This is a genomic window from Lacinutrix sp. MEBiC02404 (assembly GCF_053601575.1).
On record NZ_JBSHNV010000128.1, the window covers coordinates 21,522 to 37,360 of the forward strand.

The 15,839-nt window shown below is 31.2% G+C and carries 14 protein-coding genes; 9 read left to right on the forward strand and 5 right to left on the reverse strand.

The features are described from left to right. Positions 1-34 precede the first annotated feature (34 nt). The 4 genes from ACVCXO_RS03065 to ACVCXO_RS03080 all read left to right on the forward strand — a co-directional run bounded on the left by ACVCXO_RS03065 (position 35) and on the right by ACVCXO_RS03080 (position 4,369). The gene (locus tag ACVCXO_RS03065) at positions 35-787 is read left to right on the forward strand and encodes a COG4705 family protein (protein ID WP_452228126.1); all 753 of its coding nucleotides are present in this window, start codon (positions 35-37) and stop codon (positions 785-787) included. Next, positions 780-2,750: an LTA synthase family protein gene (locus ACVCXO_RS03070; protein ID WP_452228127.1), complete on the forward strand. Its 1,971-nt coding sequence runs from the start codon at positions 780-782 to the stop codon at positions 2,748-2,750. The genes ACVCXO_RS03065 and ACVCXO_RS03070 overlap by 8 nt, the downstream gene beginning before the upstream one ends. A 1-nt stretch (position 2,751) precedes the next feature. Beyond that, a complete protein-coding gene (locus ACVCXO_RS03075; RefSeq protein ID WP_452228128.1) occupies positions 2,752-3,627 on the forward strand; it encodes a diacylglycerol/lipid kinase family protein in 876 nt (291 codons plus the stop codon). Positions 3,628-3,763: 136 nt separating this feature from the next. Continuing rightward, positions 3,764-4,369: a hypothetical protein gene (locus tag ACVCXO_RS03080; RefSeq protein WP_452228129.1), complete on the forward strand. Its 606-nt coding sequence runs from the start codon at positions 3,764-3,766 to the stop codon at positions 4,367-4,369. On the opposite strand, the gene ACVCXO_RS03085 is transcribed toward ACVCXO_RS03080, so the two are convergent. Continuing rightward, entirely contained in the window at positions 4,366-5,889 is a 1,524-nt protein-coding gene (locus tag ACVCXO_RS03085; RefSeq protein ID WP_452228130.1) for a GH3 family domain-containing protein, read from the reverse strand. The two genes, ACVCXO_RS03080 and ACVCXO_RS03085, sit on opposite strands and share 4 nt — an antisense overlap. 375 nt (positions 5,890-6,264) lie before the next feature. On the opposite strand from ACVCXO_RS03085, the gene ACVCXO_RS03090 reads away from it, so the two are divergent. Both ACVCXO_RS03090 and ACVCXO_RS03095 read left to right on the forward strand, forming a co-directional pair. Continuing rightward, positions 6,265-7,227, forward strand: coding sequence for a nucleoside hydrolase (locus ACVCXO_RS03090; protein ID WP_452228131.1), 963 nt, complete (start codon positions 6,265-6,267; stop codon positions 7,225-7,227). A 12-nt stretch (positions 7,228-7,239) separates the two neighbouring features. After that, a complete protein-coding gene (locus ACVCXO_RS03095; RefSeq protein ID WP_452228132.1) occupies positions 7,240-8,235 on the forward strand; it encodes a phosphotransferase in 996 nt (331 codons plus the stop codon). Between the two features lie 125 nt (positions 8,236-8,360). Here the strand turns inward: ACVCXO_RS03095 and ACVCXO_RS03100 are convergent, their stop codons facing one another. Continuing rightward, entirely contained in the window at positions 8,361-9,302 is a 942-nt protein-coding gene (locus ACVCXO_RS03100) for an NAD-dependent epimerase/dehydratase family protein (protein WP_452228133.1), read from the reverse strand. Between the two features lie 185 nt (positions 9,303-9,487). Here ACVCXO_RS03100 and ACVCXO_RS03105 point away from each other — a divergent pair, with 185 nt between their 5' ends. Genes ACVCXO_RS03105 through ACVCXO_RS03115 form a run of 3 tightly spaced genes read left to right on the forward strand, consistent with a single transcriptional unit; the run spans position 9,488 to position 12,451 of the window. Further along, a complete protein-coding gene (locus ACVCXO_RS03105; RefSeq protein ID WP_452228134.1) occupies positions 9,488-10,201 on the forward strand; it encodes a glycosyltransferase family 2 protein in 714 nt (237 codons plus the stop codon). After that, positions 10,201-10,833: a lipid-A-disaccharide synthase N-terminal domain-containing protein gene (locus tag ACVCXO_RS03110; protein WP_452228135.1), complete on the forward strand. Its 633-nt coding sequence runs from the start codon at positions 10,201-10,203 to the stop codon at positions 10,831-10,833. The genes ACVCXO_RS03105 and ACVCXO_RS03110 overlap by 1 nt, the downstream gene beginning before the upstream one ends. Further along, the gene (locus ACVCXO_RS03115) at positions 10,817-12,451 is read left to right on the forward strand and encodes an ArnT family glycosyltransferase (protein WP_452228136.1); all 1,635 of its coding nucleotides are present in this window, start codon (positions 10,817-10,819) and stop codon (positions 12,449-12,451) included. Before ACVCXO_RS03110 ends, ACVCXO_RS03115 begins: the two co-directional genes overlap by 17 nt. 14 nt (positions 12,452-12,465) lie before the next feature. Here the strand turns inward: ACVCXO_RS03115 and ACVCXO_RS03120 are convergent, their stop codons facing one another. From ACVCXO_RS03120 to ACVCXO_RS03130, 3 genes are all read right to left on the reverse strand, one after another. Further along, positions 12,466-12,885, reverse strand: a complete 420-nt coding sequence (locus tag ACVCXO_RS03120; protein ID WP_452228137.1) for a response regulator — start codon at positions 12,883-12,885, stop codon at positions 12,466-12,468. A 3-nt stretch (positions 12,886-12,888) separates the two neighbouring features. Then, positions 12,889-14,754 (reverse strand): PAS domain-containing sensor histidine kinase, encoded by a 1,866-nt coding sequence (locus ACVCXO_RS03125; protein WP_452228138.1) that lies wholly within the window; start codon positions 14,752-14,754, stop codon positions 12,889-12,891. A gap of 273 nt (positions 14,755-15,027) precedes the next feature. Further along, positions 15,028-15,783 carry a YoaK family protein gene (locus ACVCXO_RS03130; protein ID WP_452228139.1) on the reverse strand — a complete coding sequence of 252 codons (756 nt, stop codon included), beginning with the start codon at positions 15,781-15,783 and terminating at the stop codon, positions 15,028-15,030. Positions 15,784-15,839: the final 56 nt, after the last annotated feature.

Here is a 15,839-nt window from a genome sequence, read left to right on the forward strand (position 1 = left end):
ATGAAGCCAGTCAATAAATTTTATAAAAAATCAAATGGAAAAACAGAATAAAGTTGCAGAAGTAACCATGCTATTTTGGTGCATGAAAATTGTTGCTACAACACTTGGCGAAACATTAGGTGATTACCTTTCAATGACTTTAAATCTAGGGTATTTAACAAGCCTATTTATCACTTTGGTGTTTTTTATTAATGTGCTATGCATTCAATTATACACAACAAAATACAGTCCGATTTATTTTTGGCTAGTCATAATTGCCACTACCACTTTAGGTACCGAAATATCCGATTTTATAGATAGAAGCCTCCATTTAGGATACACTATTGAAAGCATAATATTGTTTATAGGCTTATTACTAGTACTCTATTTTTGGTATAAAAAATTCAAAAATTTAAGTGTTTACCCAATCTTCCATAAAAACAAAGAAGTCCTCTTTTGGTTCGCTGTTTTATTTTCTAACAGCTTAGGTACAGCCTTTGGAGATTACTTGAGTGATGTTATTGGCTTAAGCTACCTAAATGGCGCATTAGTAACTTCTTTAATTATTGCATTAGTCGTGTCTTTACATTATTGGACCAATATAAATCAGATTGTCTTATTCTGGATTGCATTTATTTTCACTAGACCATTTGGTGCAACCTTTGGTGATTTTTTAACGAAATCTATATCTAAAGGAGGTTTAGATCTTGGCACACTTAACGCTTCCATTGTATCCATTCTATTAATGACAGCTTTACTATTTATTTCTCATAAAAAATTAAAAATCAAAACCATACAAAATGTTTAAAAACCTTTTCCCTAATCGTTTTTCATTATTAAAAACATATATTTTAATCTTTCTAACACTCTCTTTTATAATAAGAATTTGCTTTTTTATATGGAATTATTCCGAAGTAGAAACTTCTATTCTTAGTGTACTAAAAATATTCTTTATTGGATTTCTATTTGATATTGGTACTGTTTCCTTTTTTGCTTCACCTTATGCTATTTACTTACTTTTCATTCCTACAAAATGGTATGGATCTGCAGTAGACAGAGCTATTACCTACTTTGCATTTGTACTTGGTCTCATTATTTTTATTTTTTCGTTCTTTTCTGAAATTGCTTTTTGGGAAGAATTTAGCCGAAGGTTTAACTTTATTGCTGTTGACTATTTAATTTACACCAGCGAAGTATTAAAAAACATTAATGAATCGTACCCAATACCTTTACTTCTGTTAGGTGTTTTTGGCATTCTATTTTTACTATTCTATGATACCAAGAAGAGAGGTGTTTTCCTTAAAACCTTTAATAGCAATGAAAGTTTTAAACATAAAATAGCACCTACAATTATTATTTTATGCACTTCCTTATTATTTGGTTTTTTCATAACAAATAAAAATGCAGAACAATTTGAAAATAGATATAATAACGAAATAGCAAAAACTGGTATTTATTCCTTTTTTGCCGCTTTTAGAAACAATGAACTTTCCTATACCGAGTTTTATAATACGATTAATAAACAGGAAGCTTTTGATATAGTAAAAAACAGTTACTCTAAAAATGGGGATCGTTTTATAGAAAATGAAAATTCTATTCTTAGAAATATGAGTCCGTTAGATACTATAAACAAACCCATAAAACCAAATGTGATTTTTATATGCATTGAAAGTTTAGGTGCTAAACGTTTAGCGTATTTTGGTAGTACAAGAAATATAACACCAAACCTAGATAAATTAATAGATAACAGCATATTCTTCACCAACCTATTTGCAACGGGAACCAGAACAGTAAGAGGCATGGAAGCCATAACGCTATCTATTCCTCCAACTCCCGGAAGAAGTATTGTAAAACGAAAAAATAACACCAACCTATTTACGATTGCAGAAGTGTTTAAAGACAAAGGTTATAGCAACAGTTTCTTTTATGGAGGCGATGGTTATTTTGATAATATGAACACCTACTTTGGTGGTAATGGCTTTAATATTGTAGATAGAGGAAGAGGCTTTTTATTAAACGATGCTATTAAAACAACCCGAACTAATATTGAAGATAATGAAGTGACTTTTGAAAATGCTTGGGGAGTTTGTGATGAAGATATTTTTAATAAAGTTTTAAACGAAGCAGACAAATCATATCACGAAAACAAAGTATTCTTCAACTTTGTCATGACTACTTCCAACCATAGACCATACACCTATCCAGACCATAAAGTATCTATTCCTTCTGGTCAAGAAAGAGATGGAGCAATACAATACACCGATTTTTCCATTCATTCTTTTCTGGAAAATGCAAAAACGAAACCTTGGTTTAAAAATACCATTTTTGTAATCATGAGCGACCATTGTGCAGCAAGTGCAGGAAAATGGGAATTAGATGTTGCTAATTATCATATACCAGGATTTATCTATAATGCACCAAATACAAATGCTCAAAAAATAAATCAATTATGTTCTCAAATAGATATGTTCCCAACACTGTTTGGTTTACTTAATTGGGAATATAAATCGAATCTTTTTGGAAAAGATGTATTAAAAATGCAACCTAAAGACGAACGTGCTTTTATAGGAAACTACAGAAAACTAGGATTGTTAAAAGGAGATTCTCTTATGGTTTTAGGAGACCAAAAAACCAAAGCTCAATACGTTTGGGAAAAGAAAAGTAATGATTTAATACCGCATCCTATAAACCATACTTTTTTAGAGGAAACCACTGCATTTTATCAAGTAGCAGATTATTTATATAGTAACAAAGGACTTAAAATAAAATAATTTGAAACATATCCATTTTATAGTAAACCCAATTGCTGGTTCTGGGAAGCATCCGATTACATTTGCTTTTCTTCAAACTTTTTTTAATCCTGAAAACTATAGTTTAACTATAAAATATTCCGAATTTAAAAAACATGCCATTCTATTAACTAAAGAATCTATAGACGAAAGAGCTAATATTATAATAGCTTGTGGTGGTGATGGTACTATTAATGAAGTTGCTTCTTGCTTAGTACATACTCCTATTATTTTTGGTGTTATCCCAATTGGTTCTGGTAATGGTTTAGCATCTCATTTAAAAATTTCAAAAAAGATAGAAGATGCTATTCAAACAATCATAAATCAAAATATCTGTAAAGTAGATGTTGGTTCTATTAATTCCCATTATTTTTTTAGTAATACAGGAATTGGATTTGATGCGCAAGTTGTCAAGCATTACGAACTTTCAGGAAGTAGAAAATTTACAAGTTATTTAAAAGCGACAATGAAGTCTTTAAATACGAATAAAAACAACGCCACGTTTACCATTAACAATAAAACAGAACTGACAGCTCCTTTTATGCTATTTGTATCCAATTCTAATGAGCTAGGTTATCATGTTAGCCTGACACCAAAAGCTTCGTTACAAGACGGCTTATTAGATATATTAATAGTCTCCAAGATTGGAAAGCTAAAAGCACTTTTGTTTGGTTTTTTAGTGCTGTTTAAAAAACAACAGGTATTGAAAGAAGTAAAAACGTATCAAGACAAAAATTTTACAATTAGCCATTCAGAAAACACCAGCTTTCAAGTACAAATAGATGGAGAATTGCATATCATAAACAAGCCTACTCTTTCCATTTCGATACTAGAAAACGCATTACAGGTTATTTGTTAATTAAATTAAAGCGGAGATCCTTGGATTAGTCTTGACAAAAAAGAGCACCTTATTTTTACGTCTCTAATGTTAAAATATTTTACTCAAAAGTTAAATGCTTAGTAATTCTGTTATTATCTTTTATATTAATAGTAATATGAAATTAAAACTAATCCTACTATTATTAATGACGAATACACTGTACGCACAATCCACTATTCCGGAATCTATAAAAGATGAAATTAAAACGGCTTTATCGTATTATCCAGATTTAAAAAACACTGCAATAAATTTCGAGTTTAAAAAGAATATTAAAAAATCGACCATGCAAGCGCAACCTTCATTTGGTAGTGTTTTTAGAAAAAAAGGAAAGCGTTCTTACAATATATACATTAGTGAAACGGTAAACATTTCTGGTGATATTCTCTACACGAAAGATATGCCCAAAGAGGTTATCATTGGTTGGATTGGTCATGAATTAGGACATGTTATGGATTATAGAAACAGAAGCAACTTTAACTTAATTTGGTTTGGCGTAAAATATCTATTATCAGACAATCACATTGCCGAAGCCGAGCGGTCTGCAGATACTTTTGCTGTAAAATCTGGTATGGAAAAGTATATTTTAATAACCAAAAACTTTATTCTAAATCAGGCGAATATAGATGAAAAGTATATTGCAAGAATTAATAAATATTACTTGTCGCCAGAAGAAATCATGGAAATTATAAATCAAAGAGATTTAGAAAGTTCCAAGTCTTAGTGTGCATTGGTAAACGCTTCCCATTCTTCAAATTTATCTTCTCCCATAACACGTTCCATTTTAACTTGTCCGCCTTTTTTCTTATTCGCGCCACTCCATTCTGAAAAAACATCAGGTGCAACAATAGTTACTTTTACTCCTTCTAAAGCTTTTCCTCTAGCAACTTTATAATTTTTATTCGCATTTTTAAGAAAGTTATCTAAAGCATCCACAATGGTTTTATTATCTCCTTTTAAACCTTCAGAACCTAAATACCAACTGTGATAAAAACCATCTTCAAATCGTTTTGCACATAAGGTATATTCTGGAATCGTAGTATGGAATTTCTCTTCTAAATGTCTAATGGCATCATCCAACTTATTAACAGACAACTGGGAACCAACCGTGTTTAAAAAGAACTTTGTACGTCCCGTAATTTTTATTTCTGCTCTATCCACATCCGTAAATGCAATAGTATCTCCAATTAAATAGCGCCATGTGCCACTAACGGTACTTATAATTAAAACATAATCTTGATCGAGTTCCACATCTTTCAAAGTAATGCATGGTGCGTTATCTTTTAGCGATCCATCCGTATTAATGTATTCGGGTTTAAATGGGACAAATTCAAAATAAATACCGCCATTGGTTACTAATTGCATGGCATCGGTTTCGGGCCTGGATTGAAAAGCTATAAAACCTTCCGATGCTAAATAGGTATCAATTACGGTTACCGGCTTTCCTAGTAATGCATTAAAACTCTTTTTATACGGACCAAAAGCAACACCTCCAGAAGTGAATACTTGTAAGTTTGGCCAGACATCATGAATGTTTTCCGCTTGATGAAAATCAATAACTTCTTTTAGCATTAACTCCATCCAAGATGGTATGCCACTAAGTGCTCCAATATCCCATTCTTTAGCTCGTTTTGCTATCGTTGCGACGCGTTTATCCCAATCATCAATTTTTGCAATGTCTTCACCTGGCTTATAAAAACCTTTAAACCAGGACGGAATATTACTAGCTGTAATGCCACTAATCTCCCCTTCGAGGTGATCTTCTTTTTCAATTAAATCTGTAGAACTACCTAACATCATAGCTTCTTTACTAAAAAAATCTGCTGGTAAATCAAAATTACTTAATGCCGTAACTTGATCTATTCCTGCTTTTTTTATAGCATCTAACATAGCGTCTGTTACCGGAATTCGTTTGCTAGTTTTCCCTGTTGTACCAGAACTTAGTGCAAAATAAGAAGGACTTCCTGGCCATGTCACATTTTCTTCTCCATCCTGTAATTTACACCACCATTTGTCATTGATTTCATTATAATCAAAATAAGGAATCTTTTTAGAGAATACCTCGGAAGGATTTTCGGCTTCCAAAATAGCTTCAAAATTGTAGTGCTCACCAAATAACGTGCCTTTCGCCGTTTCTAATAATGTTTGTAGTACTTTTTCTTGCGCTTCCATTGGTTTTACTTCGGGCGTAAGCGCATCTTTTAAATGAATAGTTCCTTTTATAATATTACCTATAATCTCCATGTTGTTTCGTTTTGATTTAATAGCATTCATAAGGAAATACGCTTTCTCTTTTTAAAGTTATATTTCCAATTGAATTCTGTGATGAAAATAAAAAGAATTCTACAACTATTTTAACGCATTACATTAATATTAAGACCCATTTCCTTTTTGGATTTAAATTTTATTTTGTCAAATCTTTAAAATTTATTTAGCCTTTTTAAATGCATAACACGGTATAGCATATATTTCTATTCGCTTTCGTTAAAAGAAAAACTTAAAATTAGTAATAAAACACAAATTTTACGACTCATACATTTCCTGCTTTTTAAGGGTACGAATTATATAAGAACAATTTAAAAAATGCCCTTTTTAAAATAAAGGATTAAAAATATAGTAATGAGATTATCCAAAATAGTACATCTAACTAAGCGTTCTAAAAAAATGAATTTTTACTTCTTTCATGGGCTTTTACTTTTTTGTTTCCTTTCTGTAAAAGCACAAGATACTGTCAAACCCATAGATTTAATTATCGATGCGGATACCGCAAATGAAGTAGATGATTTATACGCTATTGTAAGCGCTATTTTAGAACCCAAATTCCATCTTCTAGCTATAAGTTCTGCACAATTTCACACATCACCATTAGCTTCAGAAAATACGGTTATGGAAAGCCAAGTCATTAATGAAGAGATTATACGATTAATGGATGTGAAAGGAATTGCACTTCCGTTGGGAAGTAATATCCCGTTAACAGAATACGGTGAACCTGCTCCTTCTGAAGCTTCACAGTTTATCATAGAAAGTGCGCATCAAATGAAAGAGAATCAAAAATTGCATGTTGTTATTTTAGGTTCCACTACAAATGTAGCTTCCGCTATTTTAGAAGACCCTTCCATAATTCCGAAACTAAAAGTACATTATCTCGGTTTTTGGCATACTCCAGAAACAAATGTGTATAATAAAAAAGAATTCAACTCAGGAAATGATCCTATTGCTGTAGAAGTTTTACTCAACACTAAAACACTAGATCTTAACATAATGACGGCGACCACGAGTCAACATTTAATATTTACAAAACAAGAAGTAGATAGTCATCTAAAAAATAAAAAAGGGATTGCTAATTATTTATTAAATAGATGGGAAACCTATGATCGTTGGTGGACGAAAGAAGATCCGGAAAAGAAAAAATGGGTCATGTGGGATGTTGCGATTATTGAGGCTTTGGCATATCCAGAATTGTCTACCATAAAACATTTTACAACGCCTCCTGAAAACACGCAACGTACTATTGGCATACATACCAATATAAATGCAGAAGCAATGACCGCTAATTTCTGGAAGGTTTTAAAAAACTTATAATCGCATACGTTTATGTTTATTGATCAACAAACTCCGATAGAAGAAATTAAAAACCTGTTACAAAAAATTGGTTTTTTTAATAATACCGATGAATATATAACCAAAGTCAGCAAACCTGGTGAAGGTAATATGAATGTGGTATTACGTATTAACACCAATTTACGTTCGTTTATTTTAAAACAATCGCGTCCATTTGTTCAAAAATATAAAGATATTGAAGCACCTATAGCACGTATTGATGTGGAATATCAATTTTACAAAACGATTGCTAGCAATGCGTTACTGAGCAAACACTTTCCTAAGATTTTAAAATATAATTCGGGAAATCATTTACTAATTCTAGAAGATTTAGGCGCATGTGAAGATATGACGTATTTGTATGATACTGGCACATTGGAAACCAAGCAACTGGAATTATTGGTTGAAATTATTGCTAATATTCATAATGCAAAGGCACCGAAAGACTATCCGAAAAACACAGATTTACGATTACTTAATTATCAGCATATTTTTGAACTTCCATTTATGGAAAATAATGGTTTTTCGTTAAATGAAATACAGCAAGGATTAGAAAAACTTTCTATTCCATACAAAAAAGATGTACTGCTGAAAGCAAAAATTAAAGAGATAGGAAGTATATATCTATCCGACGGAAAGACTTTAATTCATGGCGATTTTTACCCTGGAAGTTGGATGACCAAAAAGGAAGAGGTATATATTATTGATCCAGAATTTAGCTTTTTAGGTTTTCCTGAATTTGATCTTGGCGTTCTTGCGGCACATGCTATTTTAATAGCGCAAAACAAAACAGTACTTGCTACTATTCAAAAAAACTATCCTAATACTATCGATTCGCAACTTTTATCCCAAATAACAGGTATTGAAATAATGCGTCGACTAATTGGATTAGCACAACTGCCAATTACCTTATCATTAAAAGAAAAAGAAAACCTACTAGAATTGGCCTATTCATTGATAATGCATCCGATTAATAACGCATCAGATTAGGCACAAAACCTTCCTATAAATAAAACAAAAAAAGCACAGTCCTAAAACTATGCTTTTTCTTTATTATATATTTTAACCTATAGAAATCTTAAAGAAATTCTTGGTTTTTCTCAGAAAGCAAACGACTATAAAAAATTAGCTTTATACCAATTTACCTGCGCTTCCACACCTTCTAATAAGGTTGTTTTCGGATCGTAATTTAATAATTCTCTAGCTTTATCAATATTTGCTTTAGTACGCAATTGGTCTCCAGTTCTAGCATCTACATGCTCTATTTTAATAGACTTACCAATCACCTTCTCCACAGCTTCAATACCATCTTGCGTAGTATGTTCTACTTCTGTACCAAGGTTAATTATTTCGCCATTTACTTTGTCTTCATTGGTAATCACACTAACCACGCCATCTACAATATCACCAACAAACGTAAAGCTACGTAAGTGAGTTCCACTACCTTCATATAAAGGAAAAGCATCATTATTATACCCACAAGCAATAAGTTTGGTGTACATTTTTTCTGGCCTTTCCCGTGGTCCTATTACAGAATACAAACGTAAAGAACAAGATTTAAAAATATTTTCTCTACTTTTTTGAAGTACCAATTGCTCTGCTGCTAATTTGGTAACACCATAATGCGAAGCTGGTTTTACAGCAACAGTTTCTGGAAAAGTAGCCTCTAATCCGTAAATAGAAGAAGTACCAATATTTACAAACAGTTCTAAATTATGCAACGTAAGCGCATAATCAATTAGATTTTTGGTCCCAATTATATTGTTACTGAAATAATCTTCGAACGTAGATGTTTTAGAAATCCCTGGTTGTGCCGCGTAATGAAAGATATAGTTAATGTCTTTTGGTAATACTTCTTCTAGATCTGTATCGCGTAAATCTTTATTAATTATAGTAATACCTTTATCTGCAAGTGATTTTTCATTTAGTCTTTTTAAGTCTAAACTATAGTAAGGCGAAAAATTATCTACGCCTATAACTTCATGACCTAAGTCTTTTAATCGTTCGGCGGTATGTGAGCCTATAAAACCTGCAGCTCCAGTTATTAAAATTTTCATGTGTTTATATCTATTATTTTTCAAAGGGCACATGCAGCATCCATTTCATCTTTATTCTTGAGTGTCAAGTTTTAGTTATGGATGTTCCATATAAAAAATTTATAATACAAAGAAACAGATTTTTTTTTACAAAGAATTTCTATTGACTAAAAAAGAATACATTTGTAATATCAACTTTAGTTTGTATGAATTACCAATTTACTATTATTGTTCCTGTTTATAATGAAGAAGATAATCTATTTCGTGTTGAAAAAGACTTACTTGCGTATACAAAAATAGCAACAAAAACCACAAAAATACTATTTGTAAATGATGGCTCTAAAGACAAAAGTCAAGAGTTTATTGAAACGATTTGTACTCGAAATCCTGAATTTTCATTTATTTCTTTTCAAGAAAACAGAGGTCTAAGTGCTGCTATTAAAGCTGGTTTTGATTATACAGAAACGGAACTAGTTGGCTATATAGATAGCGATTTACAAACTGCTCCCGAAGATTTTAATTTACTTTTAGAACATATTGGGCCTTACGATTTAGTAACAGGAGTACGTGAAAACAGAAAAGATAGCTTTGTAAAAAACATGTCTTCTACCATTGCAAACGGTATTCGTAGAAGTTTTACACATGACGGCATGGACGACACTGGTTGTCCGTTAAAAGTTATTAAAACAGCATACGCAAAACGTATTCCTATGTTTAAGGGGTTACACCGTTTTTTACCTGCCATGATTTTATTACAAGATGGTAAAATAATACAAATACCTGTGCAACACTTTCCTAGAATTGCTGGTCAAGCAAATTTTGGTGTTTGGAATAGATTAGTTGGTCCGCTTATGGATTGCTTTGCGTATTTATGGATGAAGAAAAAATACATTAATTATAACGTAGCAAAACAAAGTTAATGAGTACTTGGATAATATATAGCATTGGATTTGCAGCACAAATATTATTCTCTTCTAGATTAATTATACAATGGATTACTAGCGAAAAACAAAAAAAAGTTACGACACCTACACTTTTCTGGACACTAAGTTTATTCGCTTCCTTTTTATTATTTGTGTATGGTTATTTACGGGATGATTTTGCCATTATGCTAGGTCAAGGACTCACCTATTTTATTTATATACGAAACTTACAATTACAAAACCAGTGGCAAAAATTCCCAAAAGTAATGCGTTTGTTCTTACTTTTAGTTCCTGTTTTTATTTCCATATTTTATTTTAATAATAACACTATTGATGTAGAACGTTTGTTTAAAAACGAGGCTATTCCGTTTTGGTTATTAGTATTAGGTATTGTTTCACAAGTAGTGTTTACGTTACGTTTTGTGTTTCAATGGCTGTATTCAGAAAAACAAAAAGAATCTTCTTTACCGTTTGGTTTTTGGCTTTTAAGTTTAATAGGTTCTACCTTAATTTTAACCTATGCTATTATTAGAAAAGACCCTGTTTTATTTATCGGTCAGCTTTTTGGAGCCGTTATTTATAGTAGAAATTTAGTTTTATTAAAAAAGAACCATGTTAAAAACACTTGAGAAATACCCAATAATTAGCATTTGTATTTTGGTAGCTTTTATGCTTTTACCAAATTTAGAAATTATTCCTGTTTCTATCATGGAAGCTCGAAATTTTATTACTGCTCGTGAAATGGTTCAAGATAACCATTGGTTATTAACGACAATGAATGGGGAAGCACGATACGAAAAACCGCCACTTCCAACTTGGTTCGCTGCTATTTCTAGTTTTATTTTTGGAATAAAAAGCGTTTTTGGTTTGCGTTTACCTGCCGTATTGATGGTGATGTTTATTGGGGTTTTCATGTACAAACTCTCCCAATTAACACTAAAAAACAACACACACAGTTTTATTAATGCACTCCTTATAATTAGCTCTTTCTATGTTATAGGAATTATTATTGAAGCACCTTGGGATATTTTTACACATGGTTTTATGTTAATTGCCATTTTCCATTTATTTCAGCTTTTTAAAGCCCAAAACAACTACTGGAAACACACCCTTTTATCTGGACTATTTATTGGTTTATCCTTTATGTGTAAAGGTCCGGTTTCTATGTATGCCGTCCTTCTTCCGTTTTTAATAGCTTATGGCTTCACTTTTAAATACCATAATTTTAAAGCCAAAGCCTTTTCCTATTTTAGTATTTTACTATTAACCCTTCTCATTGGGTGTTGGTGGTTTTTATATGTAAGAATGCAAGACCCTGCTACTTTTGAAGCGATTACCACCAAAGAAACGGGTAACTGGTCTAGCTATAACGTGCGACCTTTTTACTATTATTGGAGCTTTTTTACACAAAGCGGATTATGGACCATTCCGGCATTTATTAGCTTACTATATCCCTATTTAAAAAATAGAGTCCGAAATAAAAAAGCCTATACTTTTTCCTTTTTATGGACGGTACTTGCCGTTGTTTTACTTTCCATAATCCCGGAAAAGAAATCGCGTTACCTGATGCCTGTTTTAATTCCGTTGTCCATGAATATTGGCTTTTACATCGAGTATTTAATACGAAGATTTAAAGATCTTAAAGACAAGAAAGAAACGTTACCTGTCTATTTTAATTTTGGATTAATTGGTTGCATAGGAATCGCTTTTCCAATACTAGCCTATGTATTTTTAAAAGATAATTTAGCAGGTTATTGGTTTTGGTATATACTGGCTTCTGTAATTTTAGTAACTCTTGGTGTTTTAATTTTAATGCATTTAAAAAAGAAAAACATACAACAGGTTTTTATATACACGGTATTATTCTTTGCTTCCGTTTTACTGACAGCTTTACCATTAAGTAATGCATTTACTAGTAGCAACTACAAACCTATTTCTAAGTTACAAGAAGAAGCTTCTACAAAGCAATTAAAAGTATATGGTTTTAATTATGTTTCTCCAGAAATGATTTGGCAGTTTGGTGGTATCATTCCAGAAATAAAAAAGGAAGAGAATACATTACACTTCCCTGAAGAAAACACTTTTGGTATGTTAGCTAATGGTATAAGCCCTGAAGATCAATCTACCTTAACCTCCTTATACCATATTGAAAAAGTTACGACATACGATTTAAATACCGTTTCTAAAGATTCTAGAAAGTACAATAGCAGATTAATGTGTGATTATTATTTACTTAGTAAAAAATAGGATTAAACGATTTACTAATCTATATTTTCTTCCCGAAGTAATTTTTCAATAATCTCTTTTATTTTGGCTTTCCTAATAGGTTTAATTATATAATCTGAAATTTCACTTATCTTTTTCGCTCGTCCTAAATCGGCAATATCTACGGAAGAAGAAACCATATATATGGTGATTTTTTTTCCTAGCTTTGGTTTAATTTTTATGTATTCCTCCATAAACTGAAACCCATCCATTATTGGCATATTTATATCCAACAAAATAACATCCGGAAGTTCTTCATCATTATTAAGATTGGCAATCATAAAATTTAAAGCTTCTTCTCCATCCGAAAAAGCAATTATATTTTGTGCTAGATTAAGCGCTTTTATAGTCTTTTTTATGGTAAACTGATAGATATCATCGTCATCAACAATACAAAAATTAAAGTTTCTACTCATTTATTATTCATTAAAATTAATGTTAAAAGTCGAGCCGACATGCTCTTCACTTTCCACAGATATCTTTCCACCCATGGCTTCTACTTGTACTTTTGTCATAAATAAACCCACACCTTTAGCATCTGGATGCCTATGAAAAACTTTATTTAAACCAAATATTTTATGACCATGTCTTTCTAAATTAATACCTAGACCATTGTCTTTAAATTTGAGTTTTTGTACACCATCTTCTATTATAGAATAAATAAAAATTTCTGGTGTTCTATCTTCCGATTTATACTTTATAGCATTTCCTACTAAATTAAGAAAAATACTTTCTAAATAAACTTTATTATATTTAATATTTGGATTTTTTGAAAAATCACAGGTAATTTTGGTATCCGTTTTTAAAATCTGACCAGAAAGAATTTCCTTCGTTTTATTTAAAACGGCACTAAAATCAAGTATTTCCATCTCTACATCATTAGCATCTTTTGTTTTTAAGGCTTCTATTAATGTATTTAGTGTGTCTGTAAGATGATGTATTACAATTTCAAATTTATCAAATAAAATATTTTTTTCCTCTTCTGATTCTGCTGTTTTATAAAAATCTAATAAGGAATTTAAATTACTTACCGGAGCACGTAAATTATGTGAAGTTATGTGTGCAAAATCAGCTAGTGCTACATTTTGCATGGTCAATTTATTTGCCAATATTTCTAAACTATTATTGGCTTCCAATATTTTTGTTTCTGCCTTTTTTTGAATAGTTATATCTCGAATAGCTGCAGAAACTAGCAAACCTTCTTCTGTTTTAAGCGGACTTAAACTTATTTGAATGGGAATTTCTTTTCCTTTTTTATTAATACCAAAAAGATCTCTTCCTTCACCCATCTTTCTTGTTTTGGGCATATTAAAAAACATATCTCGATACGAGGTATGTTTATGTGTATATCTAGTTGGGATTAATAATTCTACTGGTTTATTAATTAATTCTTCCGCTAAGTAACCAAACAATTTTTCTGCTTGCCTATTAATTAGCTGTATTTCTCCACGGTCATTTACAATTACCATAGCATCTGGAGCAGACTCTAATAGTCCTTTAAACTTAATCTCTGCCATCCTTTGTTCTGTTACGTCTTGACAGGTGCCAATGATTTCAATAACAGCGCCTGCTTTATCTGTAATAACCTCACCAAGCAATTGTATCGTTTTTGTTTTTCCGCTAGTAGATTTAATGCGATGTAGCAGATCATAAAACCTCTTATCGGTAATCGATTTCTCAAAAGACTTGCTAACCATTTCTTTATCCTCTGGGTGTACAAAACTAAAGTAAGTCTCGAAATTTAAATTTTCTTTAGGGTCTACTTCAAAAATATTAAATAGGTTACTGGACCACTCCACTTTATTAAAAATAGTATCCAATTGCCAATTTCCGGTCATGGTAATTTTTTCGGAAGCATTTAAAACTTGATTTTTACGTAAAAGATCATTTTCTATTTTTTTCTGATCGGTTACATTTTTCAATATGCGCATAAAACCAACACTTTCACCGCTATCATTTTTTAAAGGAATTAATGTGGAATTCGCAATAAATGTAGTACCATCTTTTCGCCTAACCGTCCATTCTCGTGAATCATAATCATTATTTTGAGCTAATATTTGATAGGGATTTAAATTGGAATTATTAACTTTATATCGGGAAGCAATCTCTTTTTCAAAGTTTTTATATTCTTCTTCCACTAGAAAAAAATTAGTCTTTTTTTTGCCAATCATTTCCGAAGCAGAATAACCTAATAAAATTTCGGCTCCCGCATTAAATTGATAAATAATTTCGTCGTTATTTATTGCTATTATTGCAGTAATTTCAGAATTTAAATTCGCTTCCATAAGAGTAGGTTTCTTTAAGCATATTTAATTTCCATTAGCTAAAGAAGCCGCTTAAAATTATACATTAGCTATAGTGCTAAGTTAATTTATTTTATTCAATTAATTTAAGCTTCCTTTCTCTGGTTATAAGTGAAGGTGGTTTTTACAACATTTCTAACGCAGGACTCACTTCGAAAAGCATGAGGATGCGCAAGAAACTGTTTTTTAGAATTAGGAGTGTCTTTATATAACTCGTTTTCAAATAACGGCAGCATAGAGGATCTAGTACTCTTTTTATACTTTTTTACGCTTCTTTTTTTTTCTTTGTGTATACTTTCTTTTGGTTCGGATTACTCTATATTTTAAATCATCATAAAACAGACTTATTAATAAAATAATAGCTCCCAAAATAAGCGTATTTAATTTCAAACCAATATTAGAATATAGAAATCCTCCCATTATTCCACCAAGAAAGAAGAAGCAAATGATGTAGACACGTAATTTTATAGTCTGCTTAATTTTCTCTCTATTGGGATGCGATTCCGGAAAAAACAATTGCGAAAGTTCAATACCTAAATCGGTAAAGAGTCCCGTTAAATGTGTGGTTCTAACCACAGCATTAGAGATTTTTGTAACAAAAGAATTTTGTAATCCCATTGCAAAAAGCAGCAAACAAACAATAACATCTGGATATTGCATTTCGGTAACATTACTTAGAATAGCAATGCAGATTAAAACAAAACATTCGATACTTGTTGGCAGCACAAAAACATTAAGTTTCTTGTTTTCTCTATACTTTTCAATAAGAAAACTAGACAGAAAAGAACCAAAGAGAAAAGAAAAAATATAAAGGAAATAAATGGTTCCTTTCCAAAATTCAAAATTAGCAACATCACTAATAAATAATGCAAAATGTCCCGTTACATTTGTTGTTAACTGATGAAAAGATAAAAACCCTGTAACATTAACAATTCCTGCTACAAAAGACAAGATGGTAGCAATTCGTAGATTGTGTTTTAAAGTTCTACTTTTACCTTGATGTCTAAACATGTCATTTTTCTTTTAATTCCGTGTTTCGTTTTCTAAACAATTAAAACACAAATATA

Coding starts and splice junctions, on each gene's coding strand:
- ACVCXO_RS03065 (WP_452228126.1), top strand. CDS start 35: ATGGAAAAACAGAATAAAGTTGCAGAAGTAACCATGCTATTTTGGTGC.
- ACVCXO_RS03070 (WP_452228127.1), top strand. CDS start 780: ATGTTTAAAAACCTTTTCCCTAATCGTTTTTCATTATTAAAAACATAT.
- ACVCXO_RS03080 (WP_452228129.1), top strand. CDS start 3,764: ATGAAATTAAAACTAATCCTACTATTATTAATGACGAATACACTGTAC.
- ACVCXO_RS03085 (WP_452228130.1), bottom strand. CDS start 5,889: ATGGAGATTATAGGTAATATTATAAAAGGAACTATTCATTTAAAAGAT.
- ACVCXO_RS03090 (WP_452228131.1), top strand. CDS start 6,265: ATGAGATTATCCAAAATAGTACATCTAACTAAGCGTTCTAAAAAAATG.
- ACVCXO_RS03095 (WP_452228132.1), top strand. CDS start 7,240: ATGTTTATTGATCAACAAACTCCGATAGAAGAAATTAAAAACCTGTTA.
- ACVCXO_RS03100 (WP_452228133.1), bottom strand. CDS start 9,302: ATGAAAATTTTAATAACTGGAGCTGCAGGTTTTATAGGCTCACATACC.
- ACVCXO_RS03105 (WP_452228134.1), top strand. CDS start 9,488: ATGAATTACCAATTTACTATTATTGTTCCTGTTTATAATGAAGAAGAT.
- ACVCXO_RS03110 (WP_452228135.1), top strand. CDS start 10,201: ATGAGTACTTGGATAATATATAGCATTGGATTTGCAGCACAAATATTA.
- ACVCXO_RS03115 (WP_452228136.1), top strand. CDS start 10,817: ATGTTAAAAACACTTGAGAAATACCCAATAATTAGCATTTGTATTTTG.
- ACVCXO_RS03120 (WP_452228137.1), bottom strand. CDS start 12,885: ATGAGTAGAAACTTTAATTTTTGTATTGTTGATGACGATGATATCTAT.
- ACVCXO_RS03125 (WP_452228138.1), bottom strand. CDS start 14,754: ATGGAAGCGAATTTAAATTCTGAAATTACTGCAATAATAGCAATAAAT.
- ACVCXO_RS03130 (WP_452228139.1), bottom strand. CDS start 15,783: ATGTTTAGACATCAAGGTAAAAGTAGAACTTTAAAACACAATCTACGA.